Source organism: Lentibacillus sp., assembly GCF_035301675.1.
In the GTDB taxonomy this organism is placed as follows: Bacteria; Bacillota; Bacilli; order Bacillales; family Amphibacillaceae; genus Lentibacillus.
Map to the genome: position 1 here is coordinate 1 of NZ_DATGTT010000035.1, position 25,515 is coordinate 25,515.

26 protein-coding genes are annotated in these 25,515 nt (G+C 45.1%); 6 read left to right on the forward strand and 20 right to left on the reverse strand.

Annotated elements, in window-relative coordinates:
• Positions 1-260: 260 nt before the first annotated feature.
• Complete coding sequence (locus VK097_RS05510; RefSeq protein ID WP_324210808.1) at positions 261-1,610, reverse strand: ISLre2 family transposase; 1,350 nt, start codon at positions 1,608-1,610, stop codon at positions 261-263.
• A 430-nt stretch (positions 1,611-2,040) separates the two neighbouring features.
• Between VK097_RS05510 and VK097_RS05515 the strand changes: the two genes are divergently transcribed.
• Positions 2,041-3,042 (forward strand): LLM class flavin-dependent oxidoreductase, encoded by a 1,002-nt coding sequence (locus tag VK097_RS05515; protein WP_324210809.1) that lies wholly within the window; start codon positions 2,041-2,043, stop codon positions 3,040-3,042.
• A 209-nt stretch (positions 3,043-3,251) separates the two neighbouring features.
• Here the strand turns inward: VK097_RS05515 and wrbA are convergent, their stop codons facing one another.
• The 3 genes from wrbA to VK097_RS05530 form a co-directional block, all read right to left on the reverse strand.
• Entirely contained in the window at positions 3,252-3,914 is a 663-nt protein-coding gene (gene wrbA, locus VK097_RS05520) for an NAD(P)H:quinone oxidoreductase (protein WP_324210810.1), read from the reverse strand.
• Between the two features lie 226 nt (positions 3,915-4,140).
• Positions 4,141-5,058 (reverse strand): pseudouridine-5'-phosphate glycosidase, encoded by a 918-nt coding sequence (locus tag VK097_RS05525; RefSeq protein WP_324210811.1) that lies wholly within the window; start codon positions 5,056-5,058, stop codon positions 4,141-4,143.
• Positions 5,055-6,140 carry a carbohydrate kinase family protein gene (locus tag VK097_RS05530; protein WP_324210812.1) on the reverse strand — a complete coding sequence of 362 codons (1,086 nt, stop codon included), beginning with the start codon at positions 6,138-6,140 and terminating at the stop codon, positions 5,055-5,057. Before VK097_RS05530 ends, VK097_RS05525 begins: the two co-directional genes overlap by 4 nt.
• Positions 6,141-6,287: 147 nt before the next feature.
• On the opposite strand from VK097_RS05530, the gene VK097_RS05535 reads away from it, so the two are divergent.
• A complete protein-coding gene (locus tag VK097_RS05535; protein ID WP_324210813.1) occupies positions 6,288-6,743 on the forward strand; it encodes a DinB family protein in 456 nt (151 codons plus the stop codon).
• A 151-nt stretch (positions 6,744-6,894) separates the two neighbouring features.
• Here VK097_RS05535 and scpC read toward each other — a convergent pair whose 3' ends face one another.
• Positions 6,895-8,409 (reverse strand): succinyl-CoA:acetate CoA-transferase ScpC, encoded by a 1,515-nt coding sequence (scpC, locus tag VK097_RS05540; RefSeq protein WP_324210814.1) that lies wholly within the window; start codon positions 8,407-8,409, stop codon positions 6,895-6,897.
• 483 nt (positions 8,410-8,892) lie between these two features.
• Positions 8,893-9,537, reverse strand: coding sequence for a LytTR family DNA-binding domain-containing protein (locus tag VK097_RS05545; protein WP_324210815.1), 645 nt, complete (start codon positions 9,535-9,537; stop codon positions 8,893-8,895).
• 349 nt (positions 9,538-9,886) lie between these two features.
• On the opposite strand from VK097_RS05545, the gene VK097_RS05550 reads away from it, so the two are divergent.
• Positions 9,887-10,948: an NAD(P)/FAD-dependent oxidoreductase gene (locus VK097_RS05550; RefSeq protein ID WP_324210816.1), complete on the forward strand. Its 1,062-nt coding sequence runs from the start codon at positions 9,887-9,889 to the stop codon at positions 10,946-10,948.
• A gap of 118 nt (positions 10,949-11,066) precedes the next feature.
• On the opposite strand, the gene VK097_RS05555 is transcribed toward VK097_RS05550, so the two are convergent.
• The 6 genes from VK097_RS05555 to VK097_RS05580 all read right to left on the reverse strand — a co-directional run bounded on the left by VK097_RS05555 (position 11,067) and on the right by VK097_RS05580 (position 16,732).
• On the reverse strand, positions 11,067-11,381 hold the full coding sequence (locus VK097_RS05555; protein ID WP_324210817.1) for a DMT family transporter: 315 nt from the start codon (positions 11,379-11,381) through the stop codon (positions 11,067-11,069).
• Positions 11,381-11,728 carry a DMT family transporter gene (locus VK097_RS05560; protein ID WP_324210818.1) on the reverse strand — a complete coding sequence of 116 codons (348 nt, stop codon included), beginning with the start codon at positions 11,726-11,728 and terminating at the stop codon, positions 11,381-11,383. The genes VK097_RS05555 and VK097_RS05560 overlap by 1 nt, the downstream gene beginning before the upstream one ends.
• A 65-nt stretch (positions 11,729-11,793) precedes the next feature.
• The gene (locus tag VK097_RS05565; RefSeq protein ID WP_324210819.1) at positions 11,794-12,375 is read right to left on the reverse strand and encodes a TetR/AcrR family transcriptional regulator; all 582 of its coding nucleotides are present in this window, start codon (positions 12,373-12,375) and stop codon (positions 11,794-11,796) included.
• A gap of 319 nt (positions 12,376-12,694) precedes the next feature.
• The gene (locus VK097_RS05570; RefSeq protein ID WP_324210820.1) at positions 12,695-14,014 is read right to left on the reverse strand and encodes an exo-beta-N-acetylmuramidase NamZ family protein; all 1,320 of its coding nucleotides are present in this window, start codon (positions 14,012-14,014) and stop codon (positions 12,695-12,697) included.
• Between the two features lie 66 nt (positions 14,015-14,080).
• A complete protein-coding gene (locus VK097_RS05575; protein ID WP_324210821.1) occupies positions 14,081-15,874 on the reverse strand; it encodes a glycoside hydrolase family 3 protein in 1,794 nt (597 codons plus the stop codon).
• Positions 15,875-15,904: 30 nt separating this feature from the next.
• Positions 15,905-16,732, reverse strand: coding sequence for an endonuclease/exonuclease/phosphatase family protein (locus VK097_RS05580; RefSeq protein ID WP_324210822.1), 828 nt, complete (start codon positions 16,730-16,732; stop codon positions 15,905-15,907).
• 454 nt (positions 16,733-17,186) lie between these two features.
• Here VK097_RS05580 and VK097_RS05585 point away from each other — a divergent pair, with 454 nt between their 5' ends.
• The 3 genes from VK097_RS05585 to VK097_RS05595 are packed head-to-tail and all read left to right on the forward strand — an operon-like array spanning position 17,187 to position 19,358.
• Complete coding sequence (locus VK097_RS05585) at positions 17,187-17,879, forward strand: DUF1538 domain-containing protein (RefSeq protein WP_324210823.1); 693 nt, start codon at positions 17,187-17,189, stop codon at positions 17,877-17,879.
• Positions 17,876-18,646, forward strand: coding sequence for a DUF1538 domain-containing protein (locus VK097_RS05590; protein WP_324210824.1), 771 nt, complete (start codon positions 17,876-17,878; stop codon positions 18,644-18,646). The genes VK097_RS05585 and VK097_RS05590 overlap by 4 nt, the downstream gene beginning before the upstream one ends.
• The gene (locus tag VK097_RS05595; RefSeq protein ID WP_324210825.1) at positions 18,600-19,358 is read left to right on the forward strand and encodes a P-II family nitrogen regulator; all 759 of its coding nucleotides are present in this window, start codon (positions 18,600-18,602) and stop codon (positions 19,356-19,358) included. Before VK097_RS05590 ends, VK097_RS05595 begins: the two co-directional genes overlap by 47 nt.
• Positions 19,359-19,396: 38 nt before the next feature.
• Here the strand turns inward: VK097_RS05595 and VK097_RS05600 are convergent, their stop codons facing one another.
• From VK097_RS05600 to VK097_RS05635, 8 genes are all read right to left on the reverse strand, one after another.
• Positions 19,397-20,005, reverse strand: a complete 609-nt coding sequence (locus VK097_RS05600) for a hypothetical protein (protein WP_324210826.1) — start codon at positions 20,003-20,005, stop codon at positions 19,397-19,399.
• Positions 20,006-20,162: 157 nt separating this feature from the next.
• Positions 20,163-20,654: a PaaI family thioesterase gene (locus tag VK097_RS05605; RefSeq protein WP_324210827.1), complete on the reverse strand. Its 492-nt coding sequence runs from the start codon at positions 20,652-20,654 to the stop codon at positions 20,163-20,165.
• 110 nt (positions 20,655-20,764) lie between these two features.
• Positions 20,765-21,193 (reverse strand): MarR family winged helix-turn-helix transcriptional regulator, encoded by a 429-nt coding sequence (locus tag VK097_RS05610; protein WP_324210828.1) that lies wholly within the window; start codon positions 21,191-21,193, stop codon positions 20,765-20,767.
• A 10-nt stretch (positions 21,194-21,203) separates the two neighbouring features.
• Entirely contained in the window at positions 21,204-21,956 is a 753-nt protein-coding gene (locus VK097_RS05615) for an SDR family NAD(P)-dependent oxidoreductase (protein WP_324210829.1), read from the reverse strand.
• Between the two features lie 223 nt (positions 21,957-22,179).
• Positions 22,180-22,503 carry a hypothetical protein gene (locus VK097_RS05620; protein ID WP_324210830.1) on the reverse strand — a complete coding sequence of 108 codons (324 nt, stop codon included), beginning with the start codon at positions 22,501-22,503 and terminating at the stop codon, positions 22,180-22,182.
• Positions 22,504-22,630: 127 nt separating this feature from the next.
• On the reverse strand, positions 22,631-23,701 hold the full coding sequence (locus VK097_RS05625) for an AbrB family transcriptional regulator (protein WP_324210831.1): 1,071 nt from the start codon (positions 23,699-23,701) through the stop codon (positions 22,631-22,633).
• Between the two features lie 293 nt (positions 23,702-23,994).
• A complete protein-coding gene (locus VK097_RS05630; protein WP_324210832.1) occupies positions 23,995-25,329 on the reverse strand; it encodes a YjiH family protein in 1,335 nt (444 codons plus the stop codon).
• 29 nt (positions 25,330-25,358) lie between these two features.
• A partial coding sequence (locus tag VK097_RS05635; RefSeq protein ID WP_324210833.1) for an amidohydrolase family protein occupies positions 25,359-25,515 on the reverse strand: 157 nt, incomplete at its 5' end.

Sequence of the window (25,515 nt, forward strand, 5' to 3'; positions counted from 1 at the left end):
CATGGTTGGTGAGCCAATTCTGAAGTTGCTCATATGTCAATCCATATATGGACTTTTTGCTCATGCATATCCCTCATTTCCATACATTCCAATAGTATATTGTACTATAATACGGCATGCGTGGCAATGTGGCAAACGAATGGGATTGAGTCAAGTACTTGTGGGAGATTTTTTTAAGTCCCTTTTTTGTATTGTTTCAGCCCACCTTTGGTAACGTTTTCATGATTATATTCTTTATATGTTGGTGATGTTTCCCCTTTTTAAATTCCCCGTAATCCCTTTAAAGCTCCTGTGATTGGTTTTCCAATAGCTTGCTTTAGATAACCCAAATTGTTGCGTGTTGCCTCTGCAGCGCTTTCTTTCAGCTTTTCTACAAAGTGTTTCGGCGGCTTTTCTTCTTTGCTTTCCTGCGTTAATTCCTGCGTCTGTTCAAGTATCCCCTGCAGCGTTTTTATCTCCAGATTATCCTTGAGGGCAACCATGATATCGATGAATTTATCAAGCCCTTTATCACTCCAGCTACGCCCGTTTTTGAGCCTTCTAGCGAACACACTCATCGTTCCTTCTGCACTCCCCATCGGGCGGAATCCTGTTGTATCTATGCCCCTCTCTTTTAGTTTTTCACGGTAATCTCCCAGAGCCTCCGGATATTGAGAAAGCTGGGCAATTAACTCTTCCAGCCGTTCTTCCTTCTTTTCATTTTCAAGCGTACCCACCGCACTGTTTAATTCCACCATGAAGCCTTCCCAGTCATAGCTTGCTAGTTTCTTTCGGATGGATCGGTATCTTGAATGATCCCGAAACAAACGCTGTACATCCCGGGCAACATGAAAACGATCAATGACAAAAGTCGCATTATGCTGGAAATAATCCCGGCAGGATGTGATCCATTTCGCTCCATCCCCATTAATAACGAGGTGGTGCCTGGTCGGATCATACTCGTAAGTAGCCATTAGATACTGCTCAAATTCTTCCCAGAACGGCAGATTTCCTTCATGAATGAAATGTCGCTTCTCGATTAGCTTTGCTCGTTTACCATTCATTTCCCAGCCCTGATGCACACTGGCAATCTTAATTTCCTTACCCTTTTTCTTTTTCTCTTGGCTTTTCGTATAAAGCCCGTCCACCTCCACGAATACAACATCCTGTTCGAGTGGCACTGACTCTTCTGGCACAACCTCCGTATTCAAAAGCTGCTGGCGTATACCTTCATGACTGATGACAGGGTAGCCCAAAAGCTTCTCCATTGCCTTACCAGCCTGTCGATAGGAAACGCCTGTTACAGCCAGTTCAATAGCCAAATCTTGCACGACCGGACTCATTCCTTTTGTACCGTCAAAAGCTAAATATCGATCCAATAAATAGACATACTTTCCCGTCTCTTTATCCTGATAATAATTTCTTTTCAGTTCCACCTGCCCAAAAACAGACTCAAATTTTAATGTTCTTTTATCCTTTAAATAAAATCGTTGCTTATCCCTTCCTGAAGCAATCGCCTCATCTATTTCCTGTAACGTCTGTGTCATCATCTGAGAAAAACTCTCCTGCAATGCACGGTATGTCATTTGTTCTAATTCTTTCATTGTAAGCGTAGATATGATATCTTTCATTGGAGGACCTCTTTCTATAGTTGTTGTTGTAGCAGACTTAACTATACAAGAAAAGGTCCTCTTTTTCATGTGAAACGCCCTTAAACTACCGCGCTTCGCTTGCTGGCCTCCTCTTTGGTGTTGAAGTCTTACGACTTAAACACCAAAGAGGAGGTATATGTTCTCCCATAGACATTTTACTCTAACAACGAATGGTATCTTATCAGTCTGTACATCAGCTAAGAACGGATGACATGGAAGTTTTCTAGCTGTGAGCTTTTAATCCCCATTAATTTCAAGGTGTTTATTTTCATCGGATTAAACAACCAGGTCCAGAAAAAGATGTAATTATTGTTCCAGGCATCCGTCAAAAGTTATTTGCAGTTCATTGGGCAAAATATTGGCACTCCTGAAATTAAAGCCGTATCATTTTCTTTAAGGAGTGAGTTTAATGCAAAACAAGTTATTTAATCATATTCCACTGGCTGTTCTGGATCTTGCTCCAGTTCTTGAAGGCAGTACTCCGGAACAGTCTTTCAAAAACAGTGTGGATTTGGCACAGAACGTGGAAAAATTCGGTTTCAACCGCTACTGGCTGGCAGAGCACCATAATATGCCAGGCATTGCCAGTTCGGCCACATCTGTACTGATCGGACATATCGCCGGGGCAACCAACGAGATGCGCGTGGGTTCAGGCGGTGTTATGCTGCCAAACCATGCTTCACTCGTTATCGCTGAACAGTTCGGGACTTTAGAAACATTGTACCCGCGCCGCATCGACCTCGGTCTCGGACGCGCACCAGGTACCGACCAGGCGACCGCTTATGCACTTAGGCGCACGTTAAACCAGCGCGTCGAGGATTTTCCAATGCAAGTTGAAGAGCTGGAAGACTATTTTGCCGGTACAGCTGGTGTGCACAGTGTCCCAGGTGAAGGATTGGACATCCCAATATGGCTGCTCGGATCCAGCGGGTTCAGCGCCCAGCTTTCATCACAGAAAGGTCTGCCGTTCTCGTTCGCAAGTCATTTTGCACCTGATAATACTATTGCGGCACTCAATTTGTATCGGGAAAATTTCAAGCCATCTGACACGCTTGCTGAGCCATATGCCATGATTGGCGTCAATGTGATTGCAGCGGATACCAATGAGGAGGCAAAATACCTTGCCACAACCCAGCAGCAGCAGTTGCTCAGCATCCGCCGCGGCAAACCGGAGAAACTGCAGCCGCCGATTAAGGATACAAATGAAGCCTGGACTGAAACGGAAAAAGCAGTGGTTGAACAATCAGCCAATTCCCCGTACACCCTGATCGGTGACAAGGAAACAGTACGGCAGGGGCTGAAGGAACTGCTTGAAGAAACCGGAGCAGACGAAATGATCATCAACTCACAGATTTATGATCACAAAGCCCGCGTCCGCTCATACGAGATTGTCGGCGAGCTGATGGAATAGTTTATCGAGTTAAAAGTCCGTCAATGCCGGTCTTTTTAGCTTTTCCAACTGCTTTTAATTGTGAATTTTAACGAAATCACTGTGAACTTCAGCATTTTGCCAGAAAACACGCTGAACAAAGGCCCGGGGCGCCCGTTTAGTGACGTACTATAATATAAGAAAAAAGCCGCAGTCCCCAAAACGGAGATTGCGGCTTTTTCATAAACAGATCAGCTGCCCTGAACAATACGGGCTGCAACATCGACTGTACGGCGAGCCTGATGTGCGACTGCACCTTCAACGTCTTCCACCATGTTGCCATCCTGATCGACGGAAACACTGGCACCATAAGGGTTTCCGCCGCCGGCAAAGATTGAATCATCTGAGTAGCCCGGTGTTGCAATAATGGCACCCCAGTGCATCATGGATGTATAAAGTGAAAGCAGTGTTGCTTCCTGACCGCCATGAGGATTTTGTGCGGAAGTCATACCACTGACAACTTTGTTGATGGTTTTTCCTGCTGCCCACAGTCCGCCTTGTGTATCAATGAAATTCTTCATTTGTGCTGGCAGGGCACCAAAGCGGGTCGGTGAACTGAAGAGAATAGCGTCAGCCCATTCAACATCATCCGAGGTTGCTTCAGGTACGTCTTTTGTGGCTTCGTAATGCTTTTTCCATAATGGATTCGAAGCGATGGCTTCTTCCGGTGCGAGCTCCGGCACTTTGACCAGTTTTGTTTCTGCACCAGTTTCTTTTGCTGCCTTTTCAGCCCATTGTGCCATCTGATAATTGGTTCCCGTTGAACTGTAATAAACGATTGTTAATTTAACGTTTGCCATTGTTTTAGTCTCCTTTGCTGTCTTTTTTCCAAATAGTTTCTCGAATAAGCTCATGTTGTCATCACCTAGCTTACGCAAATTTTGCTGTATAATTCTGACTGTCCTGTAGATTACATAAATCAATCCCCTTTACAAAACGCATTAAAGTTATTTTATTCCACTAAGTTACTTTATGTAACTAATATAGCGCGCTTTATTGATCAAGTCAAATAAATTTGCTTAGAATTCCCCTTTTAATAAAAAACACATGGGAAGGATTCCCATGTGTTTTTTTCAGGTCCTAATTCAAATTGTCTGCCAATTTCACGGCAATATCCGCTCCGACATGTGCGTTGTGTTTTACCAGTGCGATGTTGGCGTCAAGACTTTTGCCGCCGGTCAGTTCCTCGACTTTGGCCAGCAAAAATGGTGTGACATCTTTTCCGTTGATGCTGTTTGCTTCCGCTTCTGTAAGCGCCTGGTCAATGACTGCAGTGATTTCCGCTTCGTTGATGGCATGTGCTTCCGGAATCGGATTCGCAACAACAGCACCCCCGGATAGCCCGAGATCCCATTTTGTGTTCAGAGCAGCAGCCACTGTTTCCGGATCATCCGCCCGAAAGTTAACCGGGAACTCACTTGTCCGGGTATAAAAAGCTGGTAACACATCTGTTTCATAACCAATCACCGGCACGCCATTTGTTTCCAGGTATTCCATCGTTAAGCCAAGGTCAAGAATCGATTTAGCGCCTGCACAAATAACCGCTACGTTTGTTTTGGCCAGTTCCTCAAGGTCAGCCGAAATATCCATTGATGTCTCAGCCCCCCGATGCACACCGCCAATACCGCCGGTTACAAACGTACGAATACCGGCAAGTTCAGCACAAATCATCGTAGCTGCTACTGTTGTCGCACCTTTCTGTCCGGTTGCAACCAGATACGGCAAATCACGCCGGGAAACCTTTGCAATACCTTCAGCCTGTCCGAAGTTTTCCAGTTCCGCATCACTCAAGCCGATTTTAATTTTCCCATCCATAATGGCGATTGTTGCCGGGACTGCACCATGATCACGAATAATCTGTTCAACAGCACGCGCCGTCTCGACATTTTTGGGGTACGGCATTCCGTGTGATATAATTGTGGATTCAAGCGCGACAACAGGTTTCCCTTGTTCTTTAGCTTCCTTAACTTCTTCTGATAATGCTAGATATTGATTCATGACAGTTCCTCCAAATCTTTTTGTAGTTGTGATGCTGTTAAATCAGGGCGAACGGTGTAAGGGGACAGCAATGTCTTGGTCGCATTGACAACCCCTGCCCGGGCGATATCGGCAGGTTCCTCACCCTGCAGCCACGCATAGACAACTGCTGCTGAAAACGCGTCCCCTGCCCCGGTAACATCAACGATTTCTGTTGTTTTTAGCGCCGAAACATGGTGTATGTCGTCTGTTCCGGCACCAATCACCGCACCTTCTTTTCCGTTAGTGATAATCACATTGCTGACGCCGCTATCTAGCCATTTGGCCGCCAGTTCCCTGGTTGAAAAACCTTGGTCAAAATATGCCTCAGATTCATCCCGGTTGGTAATCACCCATGTAACCCCGTTCATATCTTCAGGAAGTCGGGTCATTTTCGGGGCGGATACTGTTATGAATATTAGTGGAATTTGATGGTATCTGGCAAATTGAGACAAAAAGGCCAATGTTTCTTTTGGGCAATTTAAATCAGCCAGAATGCATTTTGCCTGCAGGAGAACAGGAGTATGGATCTGCAGCCATTCCGGCGTCATGAGCTCAAATATATCCATATCAGCCAATCCGTAAACCAGATCACCTGAGCTGTTCAAAACAGCGGTGTACGAGCCGGTTGTCGCTTCGGTAAATTGCGTCACATTCTCGAGATTCATGTAGGGCTCAGACACTTCGGCAATGTAATCCCAATCCTTGTCTATGCCGCCGACGGTCAGCAATTTGGCGTGCATATCGAGCCGGCCGAGGTTTTCAGCGATATTGCGGGCAACACCGCCGGCATTTTGCGTTGATGTGACCGGGTTGGACGTGCCCTGCTGCAAACTTTTATCAGCATAAAATTTCCGGTCAACATTCGCACCACCGATACAGAGGATATCCTTTCTCTCATTCAGCACATATGCCTTCCCGCGAATATAGCCTTGTCTCATGAGTCCTGAGATCATATTGGCAACAGATGACCGGGAAATTCCAAGTGCTTCCGCCAATTTCTGCTGAGAAATATATGGATCTTTTTTAATCAGCTGGAAAAGCCTTTGTTCTTTTTGATTCATATTTGCTTACCTCTTTTAAACTTTTGTTAATATATTAAACATTTGTTTATTATATGTCAAGCGGCTTTATACTGAGCCTCACAGTTTAGAGATTGGGTGATAACTGTTATAGTAGATTTGAATATTATTAAAAAGTGAGGTTTTAAAGTGAGTAATTTAATTATTTCGCAATTCAATACGACACATAACGCATTTATGAATGAGATTAAAGATGTCAGTGAGAAGCAGTTGGATATACAGCCTAAAGGATTCAATAATAATATCCATTGGCATATCGGTCATGTGCTAACAGTGAACGAACAATTTCTGTTCGGATTTCCGGAGAATTCCGAAAATCTTCCGGGACACTATAAGGACCTTTTCGGCAATGGTTCCAAACCGGCGGACTGGCCTGAAGATGTTCCAAGCGCTGATGAACTTGCAGAGCAGCTGACCAGCCAGCTGAAACGGATAAAGAACATCCCAGAAGAGAAGTTTGCTGAAAAATTGCCGGAAACAATCCTAGGTGCTCAAACATTTGGCGAACTCGCCGCACTTGCAGCATTTCACGAAGGCAACCACGCCGGCCGTGTTAACGCTATGAAGAAAGTGCTGAATAATTAAACTGCCCGCCACTAATATGCTTATGGATTGTTTGAACCAGGGAGGTTCCCGGACGGTAAGAATAGAATAACCATACAGAAAAACCACGCTCCCCCAAGCGTGGTTTTTTTTATATATGAACATTCATGAGCAGTGCAAATCCCCTATTTTTTTAGACCATTTCCGGTATGCGCTCCCGCATCGTGCCATGCTTTGCAAAATTCGCATGCCAGGAGAACGCTTTTTCCAATACGTGCGGTGTCTGACCGCCGCGTCCAAACGCTTCATGGCAGTAATTCCATAATTGCTCGCGATACATCGGGTGGGCGCAATTTTCAATGATCTGAGGCACACGTTCCCTTGGTGCCAAACCGCGCAGATCCGCATACCCCTGTTCTGTGACTACAACATCGACATCATGTTCCGTATGATCGATATGGGAAGCAAATGGAACAATGCTGGATATGTCACCATCTTTGGCAATTGACTTAGTCACAAAAATGGCCAGTTTGGCGTTGCGGGCAAAATCACCCGAGCCGCCGATGCCATTCATCATTTTTGTGCCGGAAACGTGTGTTGAATTCACGTTGCCGTAGATGTCAAATTCCAATGCCGTATTGATGGATATAAGTCCGAGGCGGCGGATAATTTCCGGATGATTGGAAATCTCCTGCGGGCGCATGACAAGTTTATCGCGGTAGTTATCAAAATTAGAAAAGACTTGCTTCATTTTATCTTCAGACAGCGTGATTGAACAACAGGAAGCGAAATCCACTTTACCGGCATCAATCAGATCAAATACGGCATCCTGCAGCACTTCCGAATAAACCTGCAGATGTTTAAACTCTGAATTGACCATGCCGTGAAGAACCGCATTGGCAACTGAGCCAATCCCGGACTGGAGTGGTGCGAGCTGTTCATCCAGCCTGCCGGTTTTCACTTCATCCCTTAGAAAATCAAGCAGATGATCGGCCATCATTTTCGTTTCTTCATCAGGCTGCCCAATCGTCGACGGTGAGTCTTCCTGATGAGTATATACAATTCCTTTAATTTTCGCCGGATCAACTTTAATGCTTGTCTCACCAATCCGGTCATCAGGATTTGTTAACGGAATCGGCTGACGTTCACCCTGTTTTGCAGGACTGTACAGATCATGCACGCCTTCCAGCTTTTGAGGCTGTGCTGTATTAATTTCAACAATGATATTTTCCGCATTTTCGGCGAACACTAGCGAGTTTCCGATCGATGTTGACGGAATGATGCCGCCGTCCTCAGTTATCGCAATCGCTTCCAAAATCGCGTAATCAATTGTTTCAATAACATCGTGCCGGATCCACTCAGATGTGTGTGACAGATGGTGATCCACAAATAGATGCTCACCGTTGTTTATCTTTTTTCGCATAGCCGGGTCTGCCTGGAATGGCAAACGTTTATTAATGATTCCTGCTTCAGCAAACATTTTATCAATATCTGAGCCAAGTGATGCTCCTGTGAATACGTTTACTTTAAAGGCCTCGTACTCTGCCCTGTCAACGAGTGCAGTTGGCACCGCTTTCACATCACCTGCACGTGTGAAGCCGCTCATCCCCAGAGTCATGCCATCCTTGATCCATGAAGCAGCATCCATGGCTGACACAACACAATCATGGAGGCGCTCGTCATGAATACGTTCTTCATTAGCCATCATGATGTAACCCCTTTCTTGAATTTATTAAAACTATTTTAACTTAATAGCAGGGGTTGATTGGAGATTTTGGAAGGGAATAGCGATATTCATTATAGAAAGGCAAAAAATAAGTATGAGCCAGAATATTTTTGCAGAATACAGAAATTTTAGCGCTGAAACCGATTGAAGAGCGAACTTTCTATCGGGAGGAGTTTTTGTACACCGTATGGATTTCGGTGTTTAAGCAGGATTTATGCGCACGGGCTGAAGTTCTCGCGCTCGAGCTGAAGTTTCCGCTCTTGGGCTGAAGTTCTCGCTTTCGAGCAGAAGTTCTCGCGCTCGAGCAGAAGTTCTCGCGCTCGAGCAGAAGTTCTCGCTTTCGAGCGGAAGTTCTCGCGCTCGGGCTGAAGTTCTCGCGCTCGGGCTGAAGTTCTCGCGCTCGGGCTGAAGCTGCGCCCCTCAAATCATGGATAACTTTTCACGCCCATACTGCTCACTTTCCCTCTAAAATCCGAGCAGCTTCCGGAAATAACTCGCATACGACTGACTGACCGGAATCTGATAGCCGTTATCCATTGCCAGAATAAAGGTTGAATGTGTGTCCGGGAAAATATCCTTAATATGATGAACATTGACGATGAACGACCGATGGCAGCGGATAAACGTCTCCCGCGGAAGTGAATATTCAAAGTCCTGCAGTGCACGTTTCGTCGTGCCAACAGGAACATCGGAAAAAACATGTGTTTTCCGATCCTTTGCTTCCATAAAGACAACATCATGGAACGGGATTGGCCGCCAGCCGTCTCCTGTTCTCACTGTAACCACCGATTTGCCCTCGGTCATCACCGGATAAATGGCAGTCACACATCCCTGCAATTGCTTGTCCTGGTGAAACGGGACAGCCATTCCGTGATACGGAACCCCAAACACACTGCGATCGATGAACTCCGATACCTTTTGCTCACTGTTGAGCGCTTTATAAGCAATCGTTCCTTCAACCACCGGATCACCGGGATTTATTTTCAAATCGATCCGCTTGCTCGGTCGGTAGTAAATATATTCAGCTGTGTCTGATACCGCAATGGATATCTCATCAGAAAAAAGCTCACCAATCACATCCAAAAGCGAGCCAAACGTTAAAGGATTCATAAAAAGACACCTTGCCTTTCACGCTATTCTATTAATGATAATGTAACACTCCCAGAAAATAAAGTGAAACTTCGTTCAGTGGGGTGCTTTTTCCCCACTGAATGTTAGTTGAACAGAATCGGGCATTTAAGGACAGTTAGCCGCCGTACTCTGGCGGGTTACTGTCCATTAGATGCGGGGTAAAGTGAAACTTCATTCAGTGGGGTGCTTTTTCCCCCGCTGGATGTTAGTTGAACAGAATCGGGCATTTAAGGAAAAATAACAATTCCTTTGTTTTCCTAGTTTTCCATGGCGACATTTGGTAATCTTAACAGTAAGAGGACTTATAGATAGTTAAGGAGTTTTAGCAATGAAAAATTTAGTGATCCTTGGCGGTGGCTATGGTGGAGTTAATATCCTGCAGAACCTGATTGAGCACAATTTGCCCGAAGATTTGTATATCACGATGATCGACCGCAATCCATACCACTCAATTAAAACGGAATTCTATACAATCGCAGCAGGCACATCAGCTGATAAAGATGTGCGTATGGACTTTCCGGAACACGATAAGGTAAGCTACGTATTCAATGAAATCACCAAAATTGATACCGACAAACAGCAAATTGTTTTGCAGGAAAGAGGTGAGCCCCTACCTTATGATTATTTGATCATAGGGCTGGGATGCGAGGACAATTATCACGGTATTGAAGGAGCAGGTGAATTTACCGAAAGTGTTCAGACCTTTAACAGAGCACGCCATGCCGGAATGGCAATCGGCAACCTGTCCGCTTATGGAAAAGCTACCATTGTCGGTGCCGGACTGAGCGGCATTGAAGTGGCAGCCGAGATCCGCGAAAGCCGGCCTGACTTGAATATTCGACTTCTTGACCGCGGAAATACCGTATTGAAGGCCTTTGACCGAAAAATCCAGAACTATGTGGCAGATTGGTTCATGAAGAATGACATAGAAGTGGTTCATGGTGCCAAGGTTGAGTATGTTGAAAAAGATGGCGTCTGCGACAACGGCATTTGTTACGTAAACGATGTCACCATCTGGACAGCTGGTGTACGCCCGAACTATCTGGTGCGTGAATTACCACTTGAGCAGGATGAGCAGGAAAAGATTATCGTTAATGATTTTTATCAGGTCCCGGAGCAGCCGAACATCTATGTTGTCGGTGACTGTGCTTCCTCTGAACATTCCCCAAGTGCCCAGCTTGCCCGGCAGCAGGGAGAGCAGATCGCTGATGTCCTTGACGCTGTACTTAAAGGGAAAAAACCAAAAAAGCCCGGCAATCTCAAACTGAAAGGTACGCTCGGATCGCTCGGAAGCTCGGAAGGTTTCGGGGAAATGATGTCACAATCAATGGTCGGCTACATCCCTCGCCTGGCCAAATCGGGTGTGCTTTGGCTCAATAAACGGCACTAGCTGCATATCACCCGGACAGCTTTTTAAGAGCTATCCGGGCTTTTTAGTATTAACAACACGTTAACACACGTGGAAAACCCTTTGTAATGTCTTTCCACTGAGACTTCGCAGCAAAATTTTACGAAACTGCCCGCAGTCCGATTACCCCAATAATAATTGCTGAAAGGCTCACAATCCGTGAAAGACTTTTTGATTCGCCAAAAAAGATCATGTTCACAATTACCGCACCGGCTGTACCGATACCAACCCAGACCGCATAAGCGACACTCACCGGCAAGTATGCAAAAGCCTGATACAGCACGGCCACAGACGTACAGAGTCCCCCGACATACAACACATTATTTTTCAATGACTTTTGCTGACTGGCCAATTTCAGGCCAACCACCCCGATCATTTCAAACATTGATGCCATTAAAATAAATACCCATCCCATCAGTGAGAACCTCCCTCGGTACGTTTTTCGTCTTCGCGATCTGCAAGTTTCAATCCGATCACACCGGCAATCAGAAGCATAATGAAAAACATTTTCCCGAAATTGATGCTGCCATTAAAAAGGAACACATCCATTAATACAGCACCAATCGTGCCCGCGGCTGCAAATATGGCGTAAACCGTCCCAGTCGGCAGTTCTTCACAGGCCTTACGGAGACATTCCAAATCGAACCAGATCACCAGTGCAATCAGCCCCCAGTGCCACCAGCTGGAAGCCGTACTAAACCCAAACACCCAGCACAGCTCAAGCAGGCATACAAGCACAAGATAGACCCATGATTTATTCATTCGAAACGCCTCCCTCTAAAATGACTGATATTCAGTCATTAAATACGAAAGTATAATAACGGACATCACACCAGGCTAAATCCCAGCGCATGTCCGGCAAAATCCAATACTTCCCTTTTCTTTAAATCAGCTTTGCTGTCATCTTGATGACTGTACATATACGTTTGCTCTGCTGCATCTTCAATTAACCCGATCAAAATCTCGGCTGTGCGTTTTGGATTTAAAGAATCACGGATGACACCGTCCGCTTTTGCTTGTTCAAGCTGATTGCTGAACCATGCGTAATAGGATTCATATATCGTTACCCATTCCTGCATATATTCCGTCGATGCAAGCCCTGCATAAATCAGCGCGAACACATCCCGGTACTCCTTCGTCAAATCAAACACGATATCAACGACGATTTTCAGCTTTTGGTCAAATGGCAGATCGTCATGCACATTTTCCTGGATTTCCTTTAATATCTTCTCGGTCATCACTTCCGCAATCGAAAGCATAACCGATAACTTGGATGAAAAATATAAATAAAAGGTCCCCTGTGCGATTCCGGCACCTTTCACGATGTCCGAAACAGTCGCCTTATCAATGCCTTTTTCACGAAAAACTTCGATTGCTGATTGTATAATTGCTTCTTTTTTATTGTCCAACCCTATATCTCCCATCTTACTGACTGACTATCATTCATTTTACATGAAACCGGACTTGTTTGTCAATTCATAGTACAGGGGGCTGGGACATAACTAAAACGTTTAACATAAAAGACGAATGATAACCGGAATATTTAAGTGAAATGTATGGGTAAATCTTAACCACTGCTGCGGAAAAATGCTTCGCTGGTTTAAATGAAAGCGAATTAAACTATAAAAAGAAAAATCCGAACTGATTCAAAATCTAATTGAAGAATTTTAAATCATCGTTCGGATTTTTTCTTTGATTCATTATTTTTGTCTCAGCCTCCTTGTTATGCTAGTTACTCCATGGTGGTCCCGGACGTTTTTTGCCCCCTTCATAAAGTAAGTAATCTTCTCTCGTTTCCTTAAACTCATCCAGCTCCGGCTGCCATTCGCTGACAATTTCATCTACTGAAGCCCCGTTTTCTATTTTGTCCCGGACCCAGCCATTGCCGATTAGATTGTCAAAGAATGAAACGCCCTCGCTGTTTTCTGCCCGGAAAGCAAAGTCTTCCGGATACATATCATGAATTGTCTTGACGATTGTGACACCCGTTTCAATCGGTTCATATACTTCCTTGTCCTTCACATGAATCTCAATGCCGTGCGACAATTCACCACTATGTTTTGAGAACTGCGGTGTAAATGACGCCGCTCGGAACTGAACACCATCAAGCCCCTGGTCATTCAAATTGGCCGCAAGTTCCGTGCTGTTGATGAACGGCGCGCCAATCAATTCAAACGGTTTCGTTGTGCCACGTCCTTCTGAGACATTTGTTCCTTCAATCAGAGCTGCTCCCGGATAGACGAATGCTGTATCAACAGTTGGCATATTTGGTGATGGCATAACGAACTCAAGCCCCGTCTCGTCATATGTCATCGATCGGTCCCAGCCTTCCATCTCAACAACTTTCAGATCAGCACCGATATCAAACTCCTCATTGAACAGTTTAGCCAGTTCACCGACAGTCATGCCGTGCCTTAGCGGAATCGGATACATGCCGACAAATGAAGAGTATTCAGGCTGCAATACCGGACCTTCCACTTTTTCACCGCCAAGCGGGTTCGGACGGTCAAGAACAACGAACTCAATATCGTTTTCAGCCGCAGCTTCCATTGCATATGCCATTGTGTAAATGTACGTGTAGAAACGTGTACCGACATCCTGAATATCAAACAGCAAAGTATCGACGCCTTCGAGCATTTCCGGTGTCGGCTTGCGTGTCTCACCGTAAAGGCTGTAGACAGGCAAACCGGTTTTTTCATCGATATAAAACTCAACATATTCGCCCGCCTGCGCGCTGCCGCGAACACCGTGTTCCGGTCCGTACAGTGAGACAAGATTGACATCATCGTGATTGTGCAATGTGTCCACGATGCTGTTCAATTCCTGGTCAACACCAGTCGGGTTCGTGATTAACCCGACATTCTTGCCTTCAAGCATATCAATTTCGTCTTGCAGCAATACATCAACGCCAAGCTTGACGTCTGTATCATGACCCGGCGGCACACCATCGGGTGGTCCTTTGCCATTTCCCGGGGAATCAGCCATTACGACAGACAATGTTGCCAATGTCATAATTCCGGCAACTAGCATGACCATCCATTTTTTCATTATGAATGCCTCCTGTTCTTATTTTGTTGATTTACGGATTTTTAATATTGAAACCTGTCGTCACCTTTAATAACTAAGATGGTGACCGTACTCGTATAAATCAGGAATGGTAACCGGTAGCCTCCCCTGCGGATTCACTTCACCGATCAGAACTTTAGCAAGTGCTTCGACCGACACATCTCTGTTGCCGTAAGTCGCCAGATAACCCTCCACTTCAGGGAACTTCATCAGATCATAAGGGTTCCGGATTGCCGACACAACAATATCCTTACCTGTGCTCTGGAGTGCCGAAACCAACTGCTGCTGGGCCGTATTCGTATTAGCTGTATAGGTGGTTACAACGACCGTATCAGCATCTTGTGCCCGTAAAACTGCTTCATCAATTTGTGCCTGTGCCGGACTTGTATTGGTTGCATAACCTGTGACATTGTAGCCTTTGTCTGCCATCTGGTCGGCAAGATAGGATGGCTTACCAAGGGATGGACCGGTAATTAGAATATCCTGATTCTTCTGCATCGGCAGTAAGTTGTTCTCGTTTTTCACCATAGTAATGCTCTTATTGGCAATTTCATCCGCTTTGGCCAGGCTTTCATCAGTGCCAATGTTTTCGACCGCATCAGGATCGGTTTTCGGATCACCGAACAGGCCTTTCTCCATCTTGGCCTTCAAAATGCGATACACGGATTCGTCTACGCGCTCTTCACTGATCTCACCGCTTTCAACCGCCTCAAGCATCGCATTGTACGACTGTTCGACATCAGGCGGGTTCAGTAATATATCGTTGCCGGCCTTAAATGCTTCAACTGGCACACGCTCAGGCTCAACCACATTAGCACCGGACATGCCCAGGCTGTCTGTTACAATCAGGCCGTCATAGCCCATTTCTTCACGCAAAAGACCGGTTATAATCGGTTTTGACAATGTTGCCGGCAGTCCTGAGTCATCAAGTGCCGGAACGACAATGTGTGCTGTCATGATTGCCTCAATACCAGCATCAATTGCCGCCTTGAATGGCTTCAAATCGACATTGTGCAATGTTTCAAGGTCATGATTGATGATTGGCAGACCATAATGTGAGTCAACATTCGTATCACCATGTCCCGGGAAATGCTTGGCTGTCGGAATAACTTTTTGGTCCTGATAAGCCTGCACCTGGGAAACGGTCATATCCGAAACAAGGTCAGGATCCTCACCGAACGACCGGACACCGATGACCGGGTTTTCCGGATTAACATTGACATCCGCCACAGGTGCAAAGTTCATGTTTATGCCGATACTGCTTAACTCGGTACCGATAATGCCTGCAGAATCAGCAGCCAAATCGGTTGAACGGGTTGCCCCAAGCGCCATATTCCCCGGGAAAACTGTTCCGGGACTTGTCAGTCGCTGGACAATGCCGCCTTCCTGGTCGGTCGCAATAAACAACGGAATCGGCATGCGCTGATCCATGGCGATGTCCTGCAGACCATTCGACAGGGCGTTAATCTGTTCAACGTCAGCCGGGTTGCCGATGTTATCCGTCCAATTAAAATAAATCACACCGCCGACATGATATTTTTCAATCGCTTTTTTAAAATTTTTAGCACCGCGGTTATTGTTCAGATTGGTTTCTTCGTAGTCGGGATCTGTGGGGGTCTGGCCGTACATGTGGATAATAAATAACTGGCCGATTTTCTCTTCCAGTGTCATGTGGTTCATCTTGCTGACAATCCAGCCGTGCTTCGCTTTTTCACCGTTGCCCCAGCCGGGCTTGACCGGGTCGTCCCAGCCCTTGCCGAATGCTGCTGCAGGGAAGCACAGCAGGAAAATAAGCATGAACGAGAGGATTGAAAGCAATCGTCGTTTAAGCAAAGCATTCACTCCTTTTAGTTATAATTTAAAAACTGCTGTTTATCTGCCATTGCCGCGCTGCAGTGTTACATCCGTTATGACAGGCAAATGGTCGGATGCCAAAGTGTCAATGACCTCGGCATTTGATACATCTATCCCCTGTGTTGTCAAGATGTAGTCAATGCGTTTATTTGGTGAGGAAGCTGAATATGTGTAGCCGTCACCTTCCCCGCTTTCAGCCCATGCATCGTTAAAACGACTAAATAGGGGAGCCAACTCGGGCGCATCCGGCTCAGCATTCATATCCCCGGCCAGTATCGCACTGTCTTGATTTGGAATAATATCAAGCATATCATCTACCTGCATTTCGCGAACATAAGGATCACCGCGATAATCCAAATGTGTGACATAAAATGAAAATATTGCGCCTTTCGCATTAATCACCGTTTCAGCAAACCCTGGCGCCGGTACAGGTTCAGGGTTGGCATCCTGGGTTGAAAGTCTTGCAATCTCACGGTTACTCGCATCAATAATTGGATATTTACTCAAAACCGCTACACCGTACTTCCGTCTTGGGTCGTCTTCATTGATAGGGTCCTGATTATAAATCGGGGCCATGAAGGCATGCATATCCAGCTTATCGGCAAGTTTTTGAAGTTCGTCATCAAAATTGCTGCGATATCCCCAGTTCTTATCAACTTCCTGCAGACCGACGACATCAGCATCTGACGCTTTTATCACATCAGCAATCCGTTCAATATCATAGTTTCCGTCACTGCCAATGCCTGCATGGATGTTGTATGTCATCACTCTAATCGTGACGTTTCGCCCATTTTCAGAGTTGCCTTGTGCATGTGCCTCTGCCAACGGTACAATCAAAACAGCCATTAAAACAACAAATGAAAATATCCACCGACTTTTTATATGAAAGCCTCCCTTTTAATAGATTCTTAATTCCTGTTAAGCAAAACCATCACGGTTACATGATTTTTTGCCTCCTTCCAAACCTATTTATAAGGGTTTTCATCACTAGATTATCGGCTTTAGAACAGATTGTACATGCTGCAACATAACCAATTTTTGAAATATTAAGTAAATATATAGGTCTTTATATATGAGTCTTTATATTCATGAATGTGTGGGTGTGCTATTTTGACAGTGTTTTTGTGCTGTTTGATCAAACTGCAACGTCAGAAGGGATAATGCTTATTATTTCTGATTATTTCTATATAGTGCTATAATTAAAAAAGAACACATGCGTAGATTTCCTCTTTTGAAATTTATCTTCTAATATACGTTTCTTCGTTAGCAACAAATCACCAGCCACACTCGGGGGTTTTTCATGGGTAATATTAAGGATACTGTTTTTGAAGTCATTTATTCCATTTTACCGATTGCACTTGTGATAACCGCATTGCAATTCACTATCATCTGGCTGCCGATGGAAGCATTTGTGCAATTTTTGATTGGCGTCCTGTTTGTTGGTATCGGTCTCATTCTCTTTCTTCTGGGCGTTAATATCGGGCTGCTTCCTGTCGGGGAGATGGTCGGATCAGCATTATCCAAGACTAAAAAGCTGTGGGTGATCGTACTGTTCGGCTTTCTTCTGGGGGCAGTTGTGACGTTTGCCGAACCTGATGTCCGCGTTCTTTCCTCGCAAATTGATGATGTCTCCGGAGGTGCTATTCCGCAGATCATCCTCATCATGTCGGTAGCAATTGGTGTAGGCATCTTTGTAGCCTTGGCCATGTTCCGGATCGTCTTTAACATCAGTATTGTTTATTTGCTGGCAGGCGGCTATGCGCTTATCTTTTTGGTCGCCGCTTTTGCGCCATCCAGCTTTGTACCGATTTCGTTTGATGCGGGCGGTGTGACAACCGGACCGCTGACAGTGCCGTTCATATTGGCATTGGGCGTTGGTGTTGCTACCGTTATCAGGGGTAAATCTGCTTCCAGTGACGGATTTGGCCTTGTCGGACTTGCGTCGATCGGTCCGATTTTATCGGTGCTGATTCTGGGAGTGATATACGGATGAATTTGCAGATATTTGAAGGCTTTGCCCAGACCATGCAGGAGGTTGCCATCGCATTGCTGCCTCTCGCTATTTTGTTTGTCATTTTCCATTTTGTCTTTTTAAAACTGCCGATGCGTAAATTGTTTGATATCGCAATCGGCTTCATTCTGACATTTTTTGGACTTGCATTTTTCCTGCAAGGCGTACATATCGGATTTATGCCTTTCGGGGAACAAATGGGGAATGTTCTGGGTGGTATGTCATATAAATGGGTTTTGATACCAATTGGATTTACCATTGGCTTCTTTGCTATCTATGCGGAACCGGCTGTTGCCGTCATGGTTGAGCAAGCTGAAAGAGTGTCCGGTGGTTATATACCGGAAAAACTGCTGTTGTATACATTATCAGTTGGAGTCGGCATTTCGGTCGCGCTGTCGATGGTTCGGCTAATTTATGGATTTTCCCTGTGGTATTTTATCATTCCAGGTTATATAATAGCGTTTGTAATGGTACGCTATTCGCCAAAAACGTTTACAACAATTGCATTCGACTCAGGCGGAGTCTCGACCGGCCCGATGACAGCGACGTTCATTCTGGCCATGTTCACCGGCATCGCCGGACAGATCGAAGGACGTGACCCGCTGCTTGACGGATTCGGAATGGTTGCAATGGTCGCATTGGCTCCTATATTATCAGTGTTGACACTTGGTATTCTGTACAGCAGAAAGGAGAAGAGTCAGTATGTCAGTGACGATTCAGGGACAGAAGCTCATCATCACAATCGTTAAAAAAGATAAGGCCAAAAGGGTTGTGCAGGCGTCACGCAATGCCGGTGCTCAGGGCGGGACCACCCTCCTCGGTGAGGGAATCCGGCTCAATGAAAAGATGCGGTTTCTGGGCATACCGGTGGAACGTGAAAGAGCCGTCATACTGACACTCGTTTCCGATGAGATTTTCGATGATGTCAAACATGCCATTATCGATTCTGTTCAGCTGAATAAGCCAAGACAGGGCATCGGATTTGTGATTGACACGAAAAAAATTGCCGGAATCAACCACTTACTTGGGTGGAATGGGGAAGAAGGCAATGCACAAGATGAGGAGGGTGTTGATATCATGCAGGAAGATCAGGATATTTTATATGATTTGATCATTACAATCGTCAACAGGGGCGATTCCGAAAAAGTTGTGGATGCCACCAGAAAAGCTGGGGCAGAAGGCGGAACCATCCTGCATGGGCGCGGCACCGGTGTTCATGAAAAGGCAAAACTGTTCAACATTATGATCGAGCCTGAGAAAGAAGTAGTATTAACACTCATTGACCGTGAAAAAACATCTGAAGTATTGAAAACCATAAATGAAGATGCCGAATTAAAGAAACCGGGCAAAGGAATTTCCTTTGTACTGGAAGTTGATAGCACAGTCGGCATCAGCCGCGAGATGAATGAAAAAGTACGGGAAGAAATTAATAAACAAAGGAAAAAGAAGAAGGAAAAGTGATCCCACTTTTCCCTTCTTCTTTTATTTTGGGGCATATTCTATTCTACTGACAGCTGTTCACCATCGACTGTTTCAACGATAAAACTTTTACCTTCCAGTTCACCTTTAGGCACCTTTAAATAATTCCTTGGCGCGCGTTCATCGTCGCTGTCATCCTCTTCAAGTTCGACGACAATTTTGATGACATCATCATCCATAATTTCCAGCTTACCGGTATCCGCATCATAGCCTTTATACTTTTCATCACCGATTTGCCAGAGCAATACATCCTCCTTTCCCCAGTCAAATGTGTCTGCGTATTTTTCTGGATGATCGTTTTGAGTATAATACCAAACACCTGGTTCAGGCTGGCGATCCGGCACACCGCCAACCCAGGATACTTGATCAAACGAGATAGTCTCAGAAGCAGATTCCGGCTTCACAGCACCTGATGTATCCTCCTCTGATGAGCTGCCATCCGATGATTGACTCCCCTCAGAACTATCTTCATCTGAAGATGTATCCTCCTGGCTATCCGCCTCTTTATTTTCGCTTGCTTCACCTTCATCTGCACTTCCTTCCGCCGAGCCGCCGTCTCCGCAAGCAGTTAAAAAGAATAGCACAAAAAAAGAAGCTGTGATTAACTTTAAAAATTGATTGCCTCTCATTCCGAAACCTCCGATACACGATGAAATCTATGTAATACTATTATTCTATAATCATACCAAAAACGGGAATTTTTGCAATAAAATGAAGTCCAATTCAGCTGAACTGTTTTATTTGCTGAATCCAGTTAAACCGAATCGGACAGTTGATCTCTTCCTTTCACTCTTTTGTCTGCTGTGTGAAAGACGCCGGCATAACGGCAGCCGTCACCACAGCATTCGCACATAACGTATCACCCGCATAGACTTCTGTATGTATTTTGAATTTCTTTGGATGCACTTCTTCCGGTGTTCCAATTGCTTTAAGCGGTATATCCTTCGGTGTCGGCTTCAGAAAATCGACGTTTAAAGATGCCGTTACAAACCGCGGCGGTTCCGCATCATCACCAGGCTCATGCCCATTTTTGCGGTGCAATGCCAGTGACGCCGATCCGGTTCCATGGCAGTCAACCAATGATGCGATCAGCCCGCCATATACAAAGCCCGGGATCGCTGTATACTCCGGTTTCGGCGTATAGATGGTAATCGTCTGATCCCCATCCCAGCCGGTGCGAAAATGATGACCATCCTGATTAAGCCGCCCGCACCCATAGCAACGGGCAAAATCAGCCGGGTAATCATCCTGTATCGCATGTTTCACGTGTTCAGTCATTTTGTGATTCCCCCTTTTCTCTTCAGTATAGCATGAAAGAGATTGTCTTTTTAGGCTGATAATCGTGCGAAACAAGGTAGTTGTTGCGCCGTTTGCAGACTTTCTCAGATTCACCATTTATTTTTTAGCTGATCCAGCAACTTTTCATAAATGGTCCGAAATTGGCGAATTTCTTCATTGGTCAATGTGTCAAATACATCTTTACGCAGTGCCTGTCCTGTCGCTTGTGCATTCTCAAGCGCATGCTGTCCCTGATCGGTGATAGCCAGCATCACTCTCCGCCGATCCTGGTCATCATATTGGCGCACGGCATAACCCTCATTGATCAGCTTATTTGCAATATTTGTCATTGCCCCGGGTGTATAGCTCAATTCTTTTGCAATGGCTGATGACTTTTGCGGTCCTTTCTGATTTAACTCTGCCAGAACGAGAATGGATGAAATTCCAATATCATGCTCATACGCCTCATTAAAGCGGATGATCGATTCATTGGTGAACAATTCGACTGTACGAATCAGCTCAAAAATATTATCGTTCATTCGATCACCGCTAAAATTTGACAGTGCCGCCATCGACATTGATGGTTTGCCCTGTTATATAATTTGAATCGTCACTTGCCAGGAACACAGCCGCACGGCCAATATCTTCTTCCAATTCGCCAAATCGCTGCATTGGAATTTTCGAGACAACTTCCTGATAATATTCCGGCTGCGCCTTTGCCCATTGCTGCACACCAGGAGAATTAGCAATTGGCGCTATCAGATTCACATTAATACCGTCTTTTCCAAATTCGTTGGCCGCAACCCTGGTAATGCCACGGATTGCTTCTTTTGCCGCCGCATATGCCGCTTGAGTGGCATGCCCTTGAATACCTGCGCCGGACGCAAAATTAATGATGCTGCCTTTTGTTTCTTTCAAATGAGGGATTGCTGCCTGCATCAGGTAAAACGTCGGATAAAAGCCGGTATCAAATGACAAGTCCAAATCCTCTTGTTCCGTTTCCAAAAATGGTCTGTTTTTCGACGCATGTGCATTGTTGACGAGAATATCCAGTCTCCCATACTTTTCTTCAATCTGATCGACAATGCCTGTCAATCTGTCATGCTCGGCCAAATTCGCTTGAATGAACATAGATTCCAGCTGATATTGCTGCAGTTCTCTGATTGCTTCCTGTCCGGTCTCATCATTCAGATCCACGATGGCCACCTTGGCGCCTTCTTTGACAAAAGCCATGGCCATACCTTTACCAATACCGCCTGCCCCGCCTGTAATCATAGCGACTTTATCCTGCAATTTTCCCATGATCATCACTCCTTAGAATCATTTACACATTTATTTTAACGGTAAAATATTTGAAGGTAAACTATTTTGCTATAACATTCTCGGGAATTTCGAGGATTGTGTCAATCTTGTTAATCTATAAATGCTTGTTCAAATAGTAAGATAAAAAGAATCGGGCTGGTGACCCCTGTTGGAAGACTTATCAGCGATTCGAGCAGCTTGGTTACCTTACCTCCCGCACTTCCTACTCCTCCTGCTGCATCCGGCGCCATTGAAAAGATATTTCCATGATAGTTATCGCCAGCGCAGCCCAGAAAATGCCTTTATCAAAAGAAATGCCAATTTGTGATTCTCCACCTAAAGCAGTCAGCAGGGTCATTAACGCAAAGACATAGACGAGGAAAAACACCTGTGACCAGAACACGGTTTTCTGATCCGGGTTATGTTTCCGGTTCCGGTAAACGGTCACCATAAATAAGACAAGCATCGCAACGATTAAGAGTTCCAGCGGTACGGCCTCCGCAAACGGGATATCGGGAAAATAATCGTAAACAAGCAGTATGGTCACGCACAAGGCAAGAATGATTTCAAGCGGACGAAAAAATTTCAGAACGAATCTTCCTTTCTATTAAGAATGTCACCTTTATTACCGTTTCAGAAATGAATGAGCCAGTGATTCAACCGCAGCAGTCACATCAGGAACTGCCGGCACGCCGCTTATTCAGCCATTTGAAGAAAAACGGTACAAAAAACATAATGATCAGCAGGCGGAAAAGCTGATAGCTGGTTACGACGGATACATCGCCGCCGACTGCTACTGCCGTCAGCCCCATTTCCACCATTCCGCCCGGAGCTGTGCTCAAGAGTGCCGTAGTGAATGGCAATTCATACAGCATCGCCAGTCCATAACCAAGAACAAGTCCGAAAAATACCAGGACGGTAATTGTTGCGACGGTATAAGCGGTAATCCGCTTCCAATCAGGCAGGTCGCGCGGCTGCATTTGCAAACCAATATGCACACCGATGAAAATTTGTGCCAGGTTAATGAACGCAACCGGAAGCTCGGGTGTGGGAAATCCGGCAAATGTCATCACAATTGTCAGCACCATTGGTCCGAGCAAAAGTGCGGTTGGTATTCGCAAGCGGGCAAAAAGCCTCGCACCTGCAGCCATAATCAGCGGGTATAAAAGATATGTATACCACGGCATCTCCGCCCAGGTGACAGAGCCGGTGTCCATTCCACTCAGTTCTGCACCGGATTCACTGCCAAATACGTACACAGTTACCATCGGGACAACAATAACGATCACCATCACGCGCATGCTTTGCAGAAACATGATAACAGTTGGATTCAAACCCTTGATTTCATCGAGAAGAACCATAATTTGTGACAGTCCTCCTGGAATACTTCCGATCATACAGCTTGAAAGTTCAAGTCCGGTCAGTTTTGAAAAAATGAATCCCAGCATTAGGCTAAAAGCGGCAGTCAGAGCGGTTATCACAATCATTGACGGCACATGGTTCCCCATTTCTATCAGCGTGTCTTGTGTGAATGACGAGCCGATTAAATAGCCAAGCAGAACCATCGCTATTTTCCGGAACGTAAACGGCCAGTAAATTTCTCGCTGAGTTGTGATGCTCCATGCTGCAACGGCTACCAGCGAGCCGATCAGCCACGGAAGCGGGATATTCATAGCTGAAAACAGGGCAACACCGACCAGTGCCACCACGATCGCTTCAGCAAATGCGCGCCAGTTGTACAACATATTCATCTCCTCTATATATGGACAAAAAAGAACCACCATACGCAAATGATGGTTCTCTGACTTATTATAGAGGAAAGCGGGCATTTGTTAAAGATGCGAATCAGCCGGCGGACTAATTGAGAGAGGAAAGCTGTTCCTCCCTGTTCTGTTGATATTATTTTTCTCCTGTTGATACTTTCTCCGTTCTGTTGATAATGTGTTTCTTCTGTTGATATTTTTCCCCTTCCGCTGATAACTCCTGTTTTCGAAAAGTAATCATTGGTATTCATGCTCTACTGATGATGTTCATTCTGTTAAAGCAGCAAAAATGCAATCGGGGCAGCAATCAATATCGTTAAAATCGTTCTCTCAAGCCAAATAACAATAAGCTTTGGAATGCTGACAGGAATTTCTGTTGACAAAATACAAGGCACCAGTGCAGAGAAGAAGATAATTGCTGATACAGACAGAACACCAACCATAAACTTTGTTACCATCGATGCTTCCACAACTAATAATGCCGGTAAAAACATTTCGGCAACCTCAACAGCAGCAGCCTTTGCAGCGAGCAGCGGTTCCGGTAAATGAACGATCCATGTAAATGGATAAAAAATATAACCAAGCACATCAAAAACAGGTGTATAAGTCGCCAGAATCAGTCCGAGAAGTCCTACAGATAAGATCGATGGTAATATCGATGCTGCCATGATGAATCCGTCTTTCAGATTCATCCACACATTTTTCAATAATGGCAAGGAGTTATCTGCGGCTTCCATCCCTTCATTCCAGGCAGCTTTTATACGATTTCCTTTCACTTCCTCTTCAGGATACCCTTCACCGTCATAATAGTCTTCGCTAATTTTATTAAGTGGCCAAATCCGCACAGTAATTGCCGTTACAAGGAATGTGACGAGCAGTGTTACCCAGAAATAAGTATTCCAAATTTCCATTAATTCAAGTGTGTTTGCTACGACAATCATGAAGGTGGCTGAAACAGTTGAGAATCCTGTTGCGATAATCGTTGCTTCTTTAATCGTATACTTTCCTTCTTTAAAAACTTTGTTTGTAATCAGCAATCCTATTGAATAACTGCCGACGAACGAAGCGACGGCATCAATCGCTGAGCGACCCGGTGTTTTCCAGACGGGACGCATGATTGGCTGCACCATTACACCTATAAACTCAAGGAAACCATATCCTGCTAAAAGAGCCAGAAAAACCGCTCCAATTGGAACAAGAATTCCAACGGATGTTACTAGACTGTCAAACAAGAACGGTCCCACATCAGGATCAAACAGCCAGTTCGGCCCGAAATCAAAAACTAACATAAACGCGACAACCATTCCAGTAACCTTAAACAATGACAGGGCCATATTAACCGCGTCTTTGTTCCAGGATTGATTGACGAATGGATAGGCCGCGCCAAAAATTATGACAAGCAGAATATAATACGGCACTGCAGCTGTGAAATTTTCCTCTACGAACGTCACCATATGATCAAGCGGAATCGTGGATGTCCCATTTATCGTAATGGGAATAAAGAAGGTAAAAGCTCCAATAAAACTGTACAGGAAAAACTTTAACACATTGCTTCCATTCGTATATTTATAATTATCTTTAAAAGCAACATCTCTTTGAGGATCCTCCATTGTTAAAACCTCCTCAGTTTTAGTTATGGCTAATTTTCACCAGCAACCACTGTCTCTCCTTTCTTAATCACCGTATCAATATGATTCATCCCGTAATTGTACGACAACATCAGATGGTTCGGAACATCGAATATAGCGATGTCAGCCTGTTTTCCCGTTTCCAGACTGCCGATTTTATCCTCACTG

Bases quoted from the DNA above. Each gene is read 5' to 3' on its own strand.
- VK097_RS05555 (WP_324210817.1), bottom strand. From the start codon at position 11,381: ATGGGATGGGTATTTATTTTAATGGCATCAATGTTTGAAATGATCGGG.
- VK097_RS05605 (WP_324210827.1), bottom strand. From the start codon at position 20,654: ATGACTGAACACGTGAAACATGCGATACAGGATGATTACCCGGCTGAT.
- scpC (WP_324210814.1), bottom strand. From the start codon at position 8,409: ATGATGGCTAATGAAGAACGTATTCATGACGAGCGCCTCCATGATTGT.
- VK097_RS05550 (WP_324210816.1), top strand. From the start codon at position 9,887: ATGAAAAATTTAGTGATCCTTGGCGGTGGCTATGGTGGAGTTAATATC.
- VK097_RS05590 (WP_324210824.1), top strand. From the start codon at position 17,876: ATGAATTTGCAGATATTTGAAGGCTTTGCCCAGACCATGCAGGAGGTT.
- wrbA (WP_324210810.1), bottom strand. From the start codon at position 3,914: ATGAGCTTATTCGAGAAACTATTTGGAAAAAAGACAGCAAAGGAGACT.
- VK097_RS05515 (WP_324210809.1), top strand. From the start codon at position 2,041: ATGCAAAACAAGTTATTTAATCATATTCCACTGGCTGTTCTGGATCTT.
- VK097_RS05595 (WP_324210825.1), top strand. From the start codon at position 18,600: ATGTCAGTGACGATTCAGGGACAGAAGCTCATCATCACAATCGTTAAA.
- VK097_RS05545 (WP_324210815.1), bottom strand. From the start codon at position 9,537: ATGAATCCTTTAACGTTTGGCTCGCTTTTGGATGTGATTGGTGAGCTT.
- VK097_RS05560 (WP_324210818.1), bottom strand. From the start codon at position 11,728: ATGAATAAATCATGGGTCTATCTTGTGCTTGTATGCCTGCTTGAGCTG.
- VK097_RS05625 (WP_324210831.1), bottom strand. From the start codon at position 23,701: ATGTTGTACAACTGGCGCGCATTTGCTGAAGCGATCGTGGTGGCACTG.
- VK097_RS05525 (WP_324210811.1), bottom strand. From the start codon at position 5,058: ATGAATCAATATCTAGCATTATCAGAAGAAGTTAAGGAAGCTAAAGAA.
- VK097_RS05530 (WP_324210812.1), bottom strand. From the start codon at position 6,140: ATGAATCAAAAAGAACAAAGGCTTTTCCAGCTGATTAAAAAAGATCCA.
- VK097_RS05580 (WP_324210822.1), bottom strand. From the start codon at position 16,732: ATGGCTGTTTTGATTGTACCGTTGGCAGAGGCACATGCACAAGGCAAC.
- VK097_RS05630 (WP_324210832.1), bottom strand. From the start codon at position 25,329: ATGGAGGATCCTCAAAGAGATGTTGCTTTTAAAGATAATTATAAATAT.
- VK097_RS05585 (WP_324210823.1), top strand. From the start codon at position 17,187: ATGGGTAATATTAAGGATACTGTTTTTGAAGTCATTTATTCCATTTTA.
- VK097_RS05610 (WP_324210828.1), bottom strand. From the start codon at position 21,193: ATGAACGATAATATTTTTGAGCTGATTCGTACAGTCGAATTGTTCACC.
- VK097_RS05615 (WP_324210829.1), bottom strand. From the start codon at position 21,956: ATGGGAAAATTGCAGGATAAAGTCGCTATGATTACAGGCGGGGCAGGC.
- VK097_RS05600 (WP_324210826.1), bottom strand. From the start codon at position 20,005: ATGAGAGGCAATCAATTTTTAAAGTTAATCACAGCTTCTTTTTTTGTG.
- VK097_RS05510 (WP_324210808.1), bottom strand. From the start codon at position 1,610: ATGAAAGATATCATATCTACGCTTACAATGAAAGAATTAGAACAAATG.
- VK097_RS05570 (WP_324210820.1), bottom strand. From the start codon at position 14,014: ATGAAAAAATGGATGGTCATGCTAGTTGCCGGAATTATGACATTGGCA.